Source organism: Dietzia sp. DQ12-76, from assembly GCF_014145045.1.
Taxonomy (GTDB): Bacteria; Actinomycetota; Actinomycetes; order Mycobacteriales; family Mycobacteriaceae; genus Dietzia.
Window position 1 is genome coordinate 1 of the sequence record NZ_JAALDV010000381.1, and the last position, 10,454, is coordinate 10,454.

A 10,454-nucleotide genomic window follows, 5' to 3' on the forward strand; every position below is an offset into this window, starting at 1 on the left:
CGGCGCTGGTGGACGCGGCGCACTGGGCACTCGAGTACCCGTGGTGTGCGCAGGCCGCGGCGTTGCTCGAGGAGGGGGTCGGGGTCGCGGCGACCGTCTGCGACCTGCGCACCGACCCCTGGACGGTGGCGTCGGGGACGGCGGGCGACGGGCGGTAGTCTTGGCCCTCATGAAGGCCGATCCCACCCTCCAGCGTCGACTCGTCGACCTCGCCGAGCTCGACCTGCGCCTGGGCTCCCTCGACCACCGTCGGCGCTCCCTCCCGGAGCAGGCCACCGTGGACACGTTGGAGGCCGAGCGCCGGGCTGCCGTGGAGTCCGCCGCGCGGGCTCGGATACACGTGGAGGACCTGGATCGCGCGATCGCCAAGCTGAGCTCGGACCTCGACGCCGTGCGGAGGCGTCGCGAGAGCGACTCCGCGGCGTTGGCCGCCGGCGGCCTGTCCGACAGGCAGGCCACCGAGCTCGAGTACGAGCTGGCATCGCTCCACCGTCGTCAGGAGAACCTGGAGGCCGAACTCTCCGAGCTGACCGAGCGCCACGAGGCGGTGGACGCCGACGTCCGCCACTCCGGCGCGATCATCACCGACCTGGACGCCCGCCTCGGAATGGCCACCACCGTCCGCGACACGGCACTCGCCCACCTCGAGGACTCCGTCACCGCCACGACCGCCGAGCGGGCCCGCCAGGCGGAGGACCTCCCCGCGGACCTACTCGACCTCTATACCCGTAGTGCACAGCAGGCCGGCGTGGGTGCGGCGATCCTCAACGGCGGCCGGTGCTCGGCCTGCGCGATCGATCTCGACCGCACCACCGTGTCGGCGTTCCGTACGGCACCCGCCGACGACGTCCTGACCTGCCCGGAGTGCGGCGTGATCGTCGTCCGCACTGCCAACTCGTGAGCGGGGGTCCCGGCTGGACGGGCGCGGCCGGGAGCCCCACCCGGATCGTGCTGGCCCGTCACGGTCAGACCCCGCTCTCGGTGGACCGCCGGTACTCCGGACAGGGTGACCCCGACCTCACAGAGCTGGGCGTGCTCCAGGCCGAGCGCACCGCAGAGCGGTTGGCCCGCCTCCCCGGGCTCTCGGCGGTCGTCTCCTCCCCGCTGCGCCGGTGCCTGGGGACCGCCGAGCGGGCCGCCGAGGCGACGGGAGTCCCGCTGGTTGTCGAGGACGACCTCATCGAGACGGATTTCGGACTCTGGGAGGGTCTGACCTTCTCCGAGGCCGCGGAGCAGGACCCCGCTCTGCACTCACGCTGGATGTCTGACACCGCCGTGCCGCCCCCCGGGGGCGAGAGCTTCGCCGTGGTCCGCGCCCGGGTCGAGCGGGGACTGCGCCGGATCGTCTCCGAGAACCCGGGCGGCGTGGTGGCCGTGGTCAGTCACGTCACGCCCATCAAGCTCGCGATCAGGGCGGCCCTCGACGCCGGCGACGAGCTGCTATTCCGGCTCCACCTGGACCTGGCCTCGGTGTCCGACGTGCGGTTCTATCCCGACGGTCCCACGTCGGTGCACCTGGTCAACGACACCTCGCACCTCGACTAGACTCGCCAGGGCGAACGAGTCGGCCGGACGGCCGCGGGCAGGGGAACCGGCGCCACCAGGTGGCAGGCCCCGGTCCGAGGAAAGTCCGGACTCCACAGAGCAGGGTGGTTGTTAACGGCAACCCGGGGTGACCCGCGGGACAGTGCCACAGAAAACAGACCGCCGCGCCCGCGAGCGCGGTAAGGGTGAAACGGTGCGGTAAGAGCGCACCAGCGCCCCGGGTGACCGGGGCGGCTAGGTAAACCCCACCCGGAGCAAGGTCGAAGGCCGCACCGCCCGCGGTGCGGCTGCGCGGATGGAGTGCAGAGATGCACGAGAGGGCTGCTCGCCCGAGTCCGCGGGTGGACCGCTCGAGGTACCCGGTGACGGTGTGCCCAGATGGATGGTCGTCGCCTCTCCGTCCGCGGAGGGGCACAGGATCCGGCTTACAGGCCGGCTCGTTCGCCTCGATCTTGACGTGTGCGCGCCTCGCTGGGCTTGCGCGGCGTCTCGGGTCCATTCCGCACGCGCATCGCCGGAATCCCCGGGCGAATCCGCCGCGCGAGCCGAAGTGGGCGCGCAAGTCGGTGAGACGGAGCCAGCCGGGTCGCAACCCCGGGTAGAGTCGGACGGGTCGGCAGATCACCGGACGATCCCAGGAGGCCCGTCATGTCGGAAGAACAGTGGTACTACGACATCGGCACGGGCCAGGCGTTGCAGGGCAAGGTGACCAACTGGGACAACCGCATGGGCCCTTACGCCACCCGCGGCGAGGCCGAGGCCGCGCTGGACAAGGCGAAGGCCCGCAACGAGGCGTGGGACGCAGAGGACGAGAAGGACTGAGAAGGGCGGCGCTACGTGCCGGTGCCCTTCTTCTTCTTCTTCTTCTTGTTCGTCGTCTTCCTCCGCCGCGCCGCGCGCCGGGATTCCGACAGCTCTCGGTAGGCGGCGGTGACGGTGGCCGCATCGCTCTCGAACCCGGCCAGCGCGCGCTCGGAGAAGCCGCGCTCGTGCTCGAAGAGCACGCCGAAACCGAAGGTCGGCTCGCCCGCGGACTCCGCCCGCCTGGCGATCCGCCGGATCCACATCCGGGCGGTCACGCTGTCCTGGACGTCGCCGAGCACGGTGTGCAGTCGCTGGCACGCGGTGCGCAGCGGCGCGACGGTCAGTCCGTCCGACTCCCGGAGGGCGCCGACGTTGCGCCGCAGTGCCTTGGCGCGCTTACGGACCACGTGGGTCAGTTCCTCGCGTTGGGCCAGGGTCAGCTCGAGCGAGTCGAGGTCGCGCTCGGTGCGGGTGCGGGCCTTGGTGAACTTGGCGAACTGTCGGTCGACTCCTCGCAGGACCATGTCCTGGGCCTCGCGCCTGCGCTTCTTCGAGGTCGGCGCGGTGTCCCCGGAACGGGGCCCCGATCCGGAGCCCGAGTCGGTGCCGGAGCGGCCACCCGAGCCGGTGCCGGCGACGTCGACGAGCAGGTGCAGCCGGTCGAGCAGGGCGAGGTAGCGGTCGGACCCCAACGCCTCCGTCACCCGCGCGCCGGCACGTCGCTCCTCGGAAGCGAGCTCGTCGCTCAGTCGCTGCCTGGTCAGCGGGCTCACGACGTCGTCCGGGTACTCGGCGGCCAGCCCTCCGAGCCGCTGGTCGACCACCTGGATGTCGCGGACCTTACCCAGGACCGCGGCGAGAACCTTGAGCTCGTCGAGCAGGTCGGCCAGGTCGATCTCCGTGCCCTCGGTCTCCGCCTCGAGCTCCTCGGCGAACGAGCTGATGGTGCTGCGCAGGCCACGGACCGCCACGCGCATCTGGTGAACGCCCACCATGGTGACGCGCCGGGCGGCGGGATCGTGGTCGAGTACCTTGTCGAGGTCCTCCCGCAGGGCGTCCCTCACCGCGGAGACGCCCGCGTCGTCCGGCGAGGGGAGGGGGCCGAGGGCGCGGGCGAGTTTGGACGACGACGACGAGGTCGTGGCCCCGGCGGAGGTGCACGCGGTGGCGACGGTGTCGAGATGGCCCCTCGCTCCGGGCCGGGACGGATCGACCAGTTCCACCTCCCATTCCCGCCAGTCCCCGTCCGCGTTCCCGGTGGCGAACGACTGCGTCGAGACGCGGTCGTCGCAGAACTCCACGACGGCGGCTCCGTCGGGATCGCGCAGGAGCATCACATGTCTCCTGTTGTTCACGCGGGCCACGGGCGCGAGCGGTCGGCGGCGGACCAGCCCTGCCACCGCGGCCACGAGTTCGGCCGGAACGTCGTCGCCGTGGTCGAGCGGGAGCCGCAGCTCCACCCGTCCGGCCTCGGAGGGGAGCTTGAGGTGCCAGCCGGAATCGTCGCCGCCGGTACGGCGTCTGAGGGTGACCTTGTGGCGGGTGAGGCTGAGGTCGGCGGTGTCGTAGTACGTGGCCGAGAGTTCGTGCACGACGGGGTCGTCCGCGAGCAGGGGGGCGAAGGCGTCCGCGGCGGGGATCGGGGTGTCGGGGTCGACCTCGAACTTGCTCTCGATCTCCACCGTCTCGCTGATCGTCATGGACTGGTTGTATCAGGCCCGGGTGAACATCGGGTCCGGTGCGTCGCGACCGGGCCGCCACCCACCATTTGTCGACGTCCCGTGCCGGCTCGGACTTACTTGCGGGTAAGATCGCAGTGGTTCCGATCACATGCTCGCCGTGGGGAGAAGAAGTGGATCAGACGACACGAGTCGACGTCCTCGTCGTGGGGGCCGGATTCTCCGGACTCGGGGCGGCCATCAGACTCACCGAGGAGGGGGTAGACGACCTCATCGTGGTCGAGCGGGGCCAGGACGTGGGTGGCACCTGGCGCGACAACTCCTATCCGGGGGCGGCGTGCGATGTGCCATCCCACCTGTACTCGTATTCCTTCGCCCTCAACCCGGAGTGGTCGCGGGCGTTCTCCCCCCAGGGCGAGATCTACGACTACATCCGTCGCGTCACGCACGACCACGGGGTCCGGGACAAGATCAGGTTCGGCGTCGACGTCACCTCGGCGCAGTACGACGAGAACCGCGGCCGGTGGACGGTGAGCACCACGGCGGGGGAGTACGACGCGCGAGTGCTGGTCCTGGGCGTCGGTGCGCTGTGCGAGCCCAAGCTCCCGGAGATCGACGGTATCGACGACTTCGCGGGCCCCGTCTTCCACACTGCCCGCTGGGACCACTCGGTCCCCCTGGCGGGTCGGCGCGTCGCGGTGATCGGCACCGGAGCCTCCGCGATCCAGGTGGTGCCGTCCATCGCCCCGGCCGTCGAGCACCTGGACGTCTACCAACGCACCGCGCCCTGGGTGCTGCCCCGCATCGACCGGAAGTACCCGGGGTTCGAGCGCGCCCTCTACCGCAGGGTCCCCGGTCTGCAGCGCGCGGTCCGGGGCCTGCAGTACGCGAGCCGTGAGCTCCAGGTCGTGGGACTGACCCGGACCCGGGCCGCCCTCGCCCCGATCAAGGCGCTCGGGCGCGCGCACCTCGCGATGTCGGTGCGCGACCCCGAGCTGCGGGCCGCTCTGACCCCGCACTTCGAGATCGGGTGCAAGCGGATCCTGCTGTCCAACACCTGGTACCGGGCGCTCGGTCGCCGGAACGTCGACGTGGTGACCACGCCCATCAGCCGGGTGACAGAGACCGGGATCGTCACCTCCGACGGCGCGGAGCACCCGGCGGACGTGCTGGTGGTGGCCACCGGGTTCCACGTCACGGACTCGCCGTTCTTCGAGCGCGTCCGCGACTCGGCGGGACGAACCCTCGCGGACACCTGGGCGAGCGAGGGGATGGAGGCCTATAAGGGCACCACCGTCGCCGGATACCCCAACATGTTCGTCCTCATGGGTCCCGCGACGGGCCTCGGTCACTCGTCGATCATCTACATGATCGAGTCCCAACTGAACTACCTCGTGGACGCGATCCGCGCCATGCGCGACCGCGGCCTGCAGACGGTCGACGTCCGAGCGGCGGTCCAGAACGCGTACAACCGTGAGCTGCGCGAGAACACCGGCAAGACGGTCTGGCTGACCGGCTGCAAGAGCTGGTACCTGGACGCCAAGGGCAACGCCCCGGCCGTGTGGCCCGATTTCACCTTCACCTTCCGCAACCAGACGAGGGAGTTCGATGTGAGCGCCTACCGCCGGACCGAGGTCGACCGAACCGCCGCCGTGCCCACCGGGCAGGAGGCGCTCCGGTGAGCGCGCCGATCACCAGGGTGCTCGGCGCCCTGGGTGGCCTGACCTCCCGCCGTCCCCGCTGGCAGATGGACGGCAAGGTCGTCGTCATCACCGGGGCCGGCTCCGGCATCGGCCGTGAGCTCGCGCGGGAGGCGGCGCGGCGGGGGGCCCGGCTGGCCCTGAGCGACGTGGACGTCGACGGACTGGCCGAGACGGTGAGGCTGATCGGAGCGGAATCGTCGGTGGAGGTGCACTCCGACCGGCTCGACGTCACCGAGCAGGCCGCCGTCGCCGAGTACGCGGGCCGCGTGGTCGAGCAGTTCGGCGTGGTCCACCTCGTCGTCAACAACGCCGGGATCGCGTTCACCGGGTCGGTCGCGCAGTCCGGGTACAAGGACATCGCCCGCGTGATGGACGTGGACTACTGGGGGGTCGTCCACGGCACCAAGGAGTTCCTGCCGCACCTCATCGCCTCCGGGGACGGACACATCGTCAACATCTCCAGCATCTTCGCGATCCTCTCGGTGCCCACACAGAACGCCTACAACGCGGCCAAGGCGGCGGTGCAGCAGTTCACCGAATCGCTGCGGATGGAGATGCTCGCCGGTGGCCAGCCCGTGGACGTCACCTGTGTCCACCCCGGTGGCATAAAGACCGCGGTCGCCAGGAGCGCCGGCGCGGCCGAGGGTCTGGACAGCGCGACCTTCGCCGCGATCTTCGACTCCAAGTTCGCACGGACGGAGGCGACGACAGCCGCGCGGGTGATCCTCGACGCGGTCGAGCGGCGCCGAGCCCGTGTGTTGGTGGGCCCCGACGCGTACGTGATCGACGCGATGGTCCGACTCTTCCCGTCGGGGTACCAGAAGGCCACGGTCGCCGCCTCGCGCCGTTTCGGGGTCGTCTGATCCCCGAAAGCCCTCGCCGAGCCGGGCGTGGGGCTCAGGGCCGGAAGCGGTCGGTCGCCTCGAGCAGGTGATGGGTGGTGCCGGGCTCGGCCATCGCGTGCCCGGCGTCGGGGACGATGTGCAACTCGGAGCCCGGCCAGGCCGCATGCAGTTCCCAGGCGTTGGCGACCGGGCAGACCACGTCGTAGCGGCCGTGGACGATCACGGCCGGCAGATGCGCGACCCGGTCCATCCGGTCCAGGATGGCCCGCCCGCCGAGGAACGCATCGTTGACGAAGTAGTGGTTCTCGATGCGGGCGAAGGCCAGGGCGAACCGGTCCGCCTCGTCGCCGTCCGCGGCGGGAGGCCGGGGGAGCAGGGTGGAGGTGGTGGTCTCCCACGTCGTCCACGCGTGCGCGGCGGCGATCTCGATTGCCGGATCACCGCAGTGTAGGAGGCGGTGGTAGGCGGCCACGTGGTCGAAGCCGTCCCGATGGACCGTCTCGGCGCCCTCGGCGGCGACGAGTGGCGCCAGGTAGCCCTCCCAGGCGTCGGGGAACAGGTGGGCGGCGCCGCCCCGGTAGAACCAGTCGATCTCCGACGGTCGGCACAGGAAGATCCCGCGGAGCACCAGGCCGCGGACGCGATCGGGATGCTGCTGGGCGTAGGCCAGCGCCAGCGTCGTCCCCCACGATCCCCCGAACACCAGCCAGCGGTCGATCCCCAGCGCCTCACGCAGGCGTTCGAGGTCGGCCGTGAGATGCCACGTGGTGTTGACGGCGAGGTCCGCCCCGTCCGCGACGTGCGGAGTGCTCCGTCCGCAGCCCCGCTGGTCCACCAGGATGATCCGGTAGGACTCCGGGTCGAACATCCGGCGATGCTCCGGCGTGGTCCCGCCTCCGGGGCCGCCGTGGACGAACAGCACCGGGGCGCCGTCGGGATTGCCCGAGCACTCCCAGTACAGGCCCTGACCGTCGCCCACGTCGAGCATGCCGGTCTCGTACGGCGCGATACGCGGGTACGGGGTGCGGAGCGTGGTCTGTGGGGTCATCGGGGCTGACCGCGCCGTCAGAAGGAGTGCTCGGGTCCGGGGAACGCGCGGGCGCGGACCTCCTCGCCGTACTCCCGGGCGGCGTCGCGCAGCGTGTCGGCGAGCTGCGCGTAACGCTTGACGAATTTCGCCGTCCGCCCGGTGCCGTGTCCGGCCATGTCCTGCCACACCAGCACCTGGGCGTCGCAGCCGTTCCCGGCGCCGATGCCGACCGTGGCGATGTCCAACTCGGTGGTGACCTCCCGGGCGAGGTCGGCGGGGACCATCTCCATGACGACGGAGAAGGCTCCTGCCTCCTGCACGGCGCGGGCGTCGGCCCGCAGTGCGTCAGCGGCGTCCCCGCGTCCCTGGACTCGGAAGCCGCCGAGGCCGTTGACCGACTGGGGGGTGAAGCCGATGTGGGCCATCACGGGGATCCCGGCGTCCACGATCGCCCGGATCTGCGGGGCCATCCGGACGCCGCCCTCCAGTTTGACGGCCTGGGCGCCGCCCTCCTTCATCATCCGCGTGGCGGCGGACACCGCCTGAGCCGGGGAGGTCTCGTAGCTGCCGAAAACGAGATCGGCCACGACGAGCGCCTTCGGGGCTCCCCGGGTGACCGCGCGGACCAGAGGGATCATCTCGTCCTCGGTCACGGGGACCGTGGTGTCGTACCCGTAGACCACGTTGGCCGCCGAATCCCCGACCAGCAGGACCGGGATCCCGGCCTCCTGGAACAGACGCGCGGAGACGTAGTCGTAGGCGGTGAGCATGGGCCAGGGTTCCCCCGCGGCCTTCAGTTCGGCGAGGTGGTGGATCCTGGTCACCCGCGTCAGCCCCCGGGGTCCCGCGTCCGGTGCACCACCGGAGCCGTAGACCGGGTTGTCTGGGTTGTCGCTCATGGCGGTGTGGCCTTCCTACAGTGACCTCGAGGCCGGCAGGAGGGCCGGTCCCCGGGTGGACAGGGGGCGGTGACGGTCGTCGCCGTCGCCGATGAGTCTGCCACGACCCCGGGGGCGTGGGTCCCTGGGCCGGGGCCGCACGGCGCGGGGAGGGGTCGGTGGGCGTGTCGGGGGCCCGATGTCACACGCCCGTAACACGACAGGCACTAGGTTGGACCCCATGAACCGCCAGCAGGAGTACGTTCTCAGGACCTTGGAAGAGCGCGACATCCGGTTCGTCCGGCTCTGGTTCACCGACGTTCTCGGGACCTTGAAGTCAGTGGCCGTGGCACCCGCAGAACTCGAGGGGGCGTTCGGGGAGGGGATCGGCTTCGACGGCTCCGCCATCGAGGGGTTCTCGCGGGTCTCGGAGGCGGACACCATCGCCAAGCCGGATCCGTCGACGTTCCAGGTCCTGCCGTGGGCGCATGCCGACGGCGCCCAGCACTCGGCGCGCATCTTCTGCGACGTCTTCAACCCCGACGGCAGCCCCAGTTGGGCGGATCCGCGCCACGTCCTGCGCCGGCAGCTCAACAAGGCGGCCGATCTCGGCTTCTCCTGCTACGTGCATCCCGAGATCGAGTTCTTCCTGTTCAAGAGCCTCGACACCAACGGGGCCGAGCCCGTCCCCTCGGACAACGGCGGCTACTTCGACCAGGCGGTGCACGATTCGGCTCCGCACTTCCGGCGGCACGCGATCGAGGCGCTGGAGGCGATGGGCATCTCCGTGGAGTTCTCCCATCACGAGGGTGCGCCGGGGCAGCAGGAGATCGACCTGCGGTATGCGGACGCGCTGAGCATGGCGGACAACATCATGACCTTCCGCTACATCGTCAAGGAGGTGGCCATGAACAACGGGGTGTGGGCGTCGTTCATGCCCAAGCCCCTCCGTGACCACCCGGGGTCGGCCATGCACACCCACATGAGCCTGTTCGAGGGTGACTCCAACGCGTTCCACGACGCGGACGACGAGTACCAGCTGTCCACCACCGCGAAGTCGTTCGTCGCCGGGATCCTGCGTCACGCCCCGGAGTTCTCGGCCGTCACCAACCAGTGGGTCAACTCGTACAAGCGGCTCATCGGCGGCGGCGAGGCCCCCACCGCCGCCACCTGGGGTCGTGCCAACCGCTCGGCGCTCGTGCGCGTTCCGATGTACACGCCCAACAAGGCGTCCTCCCGTCGGATCGAGGTCCGCAGCCCGGACTCGGCGTGCAACCCGTACCTCGCGTACGCCGTGATGATCGCCGCCGGGATCAAGGGCGTCCAGGACGGATACGAGCTGCCCCCGGAATCCGAGGACGACGTGTGGACCATGAGCCGGCGTGAACGACGGGCGATGGGGTACACCGACCTTCCGGGGAGCCTCGAGCAGGCCCTCGACGCGATGGAGGAGTCCGAGCTCGTCGCCGAGGCACTCGGCGAGCACGTGTTCGAGTTCTTCCTGCGCAACAAGCGTCGGGAATGGCGGGAGTACCGCAACGAGGTGACCCCGTACGAGCTCCGTAGCTACCTCGCGCTGTGAGATCACCCAGCGCACTGATCGGACGGTCCCGGTGAGTATGGACTCCTCGCGGTCCAGGGTGCCCAGCCCGGGCAGGCTGGGACTGCTCGATGCGCGCGCCGGGGACTGGTTGCACTACCTGGGTTGGACCGACGAGGACGCCACACCGCTGATGTGGGCGCTCTCGCGCGCACCCGACCCGGATCTCGCCCTGGGGACGCTGGTGCGGCTGCGGGAGGCACTGGCGGCCGAATCGTCGGGCGGGGGACCGGCTGCGGGCGGTGGCGACGACACCGGCGTAGCGGGGTTGGACTCGGCGCTGCGGTCCGACCTCCCGTTGCGGGGACGCCTGCTGGGACTGCTCGGCGCGTCCAGCGCACTGGGGGACCATCTGGTCGCGCAGCCCACC

General features: G+C 70.8%; 8 protein-coding genes, 1 other RNA gene and 2 pseudogenes. 8 read left to right on the top strand and 3 right to left on the bottom strand.

What is annotated here, in order from left to right; all coding sequences use genetic code 11:
- Positions 1–169 precede the first annotated feature (169 nt).
- From G6019_RS12845 to G6019_RS12860, 4 genes and pseudogenes are all read left to right on the top strand, one after another.
- Positions 170–901 carry a zinc ribbon domain-containing protein gene (locus G6019_RS12845; protein ID WP_107756161.1) on the top strand — a complete coding sequence of 244 codons (732 nt, stop codon included), beginning with the start codon at positions 170–172 and terminating at the stop codon, positions 899–901.
- An 8-nt stretch (positions 902–909) separates the two neighbouring features.
- Positions 910–1,545: pseudogene (locus G6019_RS12850) on the top strand (histidine phosphatase family protein); the annotation flags it as partial.
- Between the two features lie 15 nt (positions 1,546–1,560).
- Positions 1,561–1,989: RNase P RNA component class A (gene rnpB / locus G6019_RS12855), an RNA gene on the top strand.
- A gap of 204 nt (positions 1,990–2,193) precedes the next feature.
- Positions 2,194–2,367 carry an SPOR domain-containing protein gene (locus G6019_RS12860; RefSeq protein WP_156607149.1) on the top strand — a complete coding sequence of 58 codons (174 nt, stop codon included), beginning with the start codon at positions 2,194–2,196 and terminating at the stop codon, positions 2,365–2,367.
- An 11-nt stretch (positions 2,368–2,378) separates the two neighbouring features.
- On the opposite strand, the gene G6019_RS12865 is transcribed toward G6019_RS12860, so the two are convergent.
- Positions 2,379–4,049, bottom strand: a complete 1,671-nt coding sequence (locus tag G6019_RS12865) for a CYTH and CHAD domain-containing protein (protein WP_182612132.1) — start codon at positions 4,047–4,049, stop codon at positions 2,379–2,381.
- A 152-nt stretch (positions 4,050–4,201) separates the two neighbouring features.
- Here G6019_RS12865 and G6019_RS12870 point away from each other — a divergent pair, with 152 nt between their 5' ends.
- Both G6019_RS12870 and G6019_RS12875 read left to right on the top strand, forming a co-directional pair.
- Positions 4,202–5,710: a flavin-containing monooxygenase gene (locus G6019_RS12870; RefSeq protein ID WP_107756164.1), complete on the top strand. Its 1,509-nt coding sequence runs from the start codon at positions 4,202–4,204 to the stop codon at positions 5,708–5,710.
- A gap of 65 nt (positions 5,711–5,775) precedes the next feature.
- On the top strand, positions 5,776–6,594 hold the full coding sequence (locus tag G6019_RS12875) for an SDR family NAD(P)-dependent oxidoreductase (protein WP_107758043.1): 819 nt from the start codon (positions 5,776–5,778) through the stop codon (positions 6,592–6,594).
- Between the two features lie 34 nt (positions 6,595–6,628).
- On the opposite strand, the gene pip is transcribed toward G6019_RS12875, so the two are convergent.
- Positions 6,629–7,624 carry a prolyl aminopeptidase gene (gene pip, locus G6019_RS12880; protein ID WP_107756165.1) on the bottom strand — a complete coding sequence of 332 codons (996 nt, stop codon included), beginning with the start codon at positions 7,622–7,624 and terminating at the stop codon, positions 6,629–6,631.
- A gap of 17 nt (positions 7,625–7,641) precedes the next feature.
- On the bottom strand, positions 7,642–8,505 hold the full coding sequence (gene panB / locus G6019_RS12885) for a 3-methyl-2-oxobutanoate hydroxymethyltransferase (protein WP_182612133.1): 864 nt from the start codon (positions 8,503–8,505) through the stop codon (positions 7,642–7,644).
- Positions 8,506–8,725: 220 nt separating this feature from the next.
- Here panB and glnA point away from each other — a divergent pair, with 220 nt between their 5' ends.
- Both glnA and G6019_RS12895 read left to right on the top strand, forming a co-directional pair.
- Entirely contained in the window at positions 8,726–10,066 is a 1,341-nt protein-coding gene (glnA, locus tag G6019_RS12890; protein WP_107756167.1) for a type I glutamate--ammonia ligase, read from the top strand.
- A gap of 37 nt (positions 10,067–10,103) precedes the next feature.
- Positions 10,104–10,454 (top strand): annotated as a pseudogene (locus tag G6019_RS12895) (bifunctional [glutamine synthetase] adenylyltransferase/[glutamine synthetase]-adenylyl-L-tyrosine phosphorylase); the annotation flags it as partial.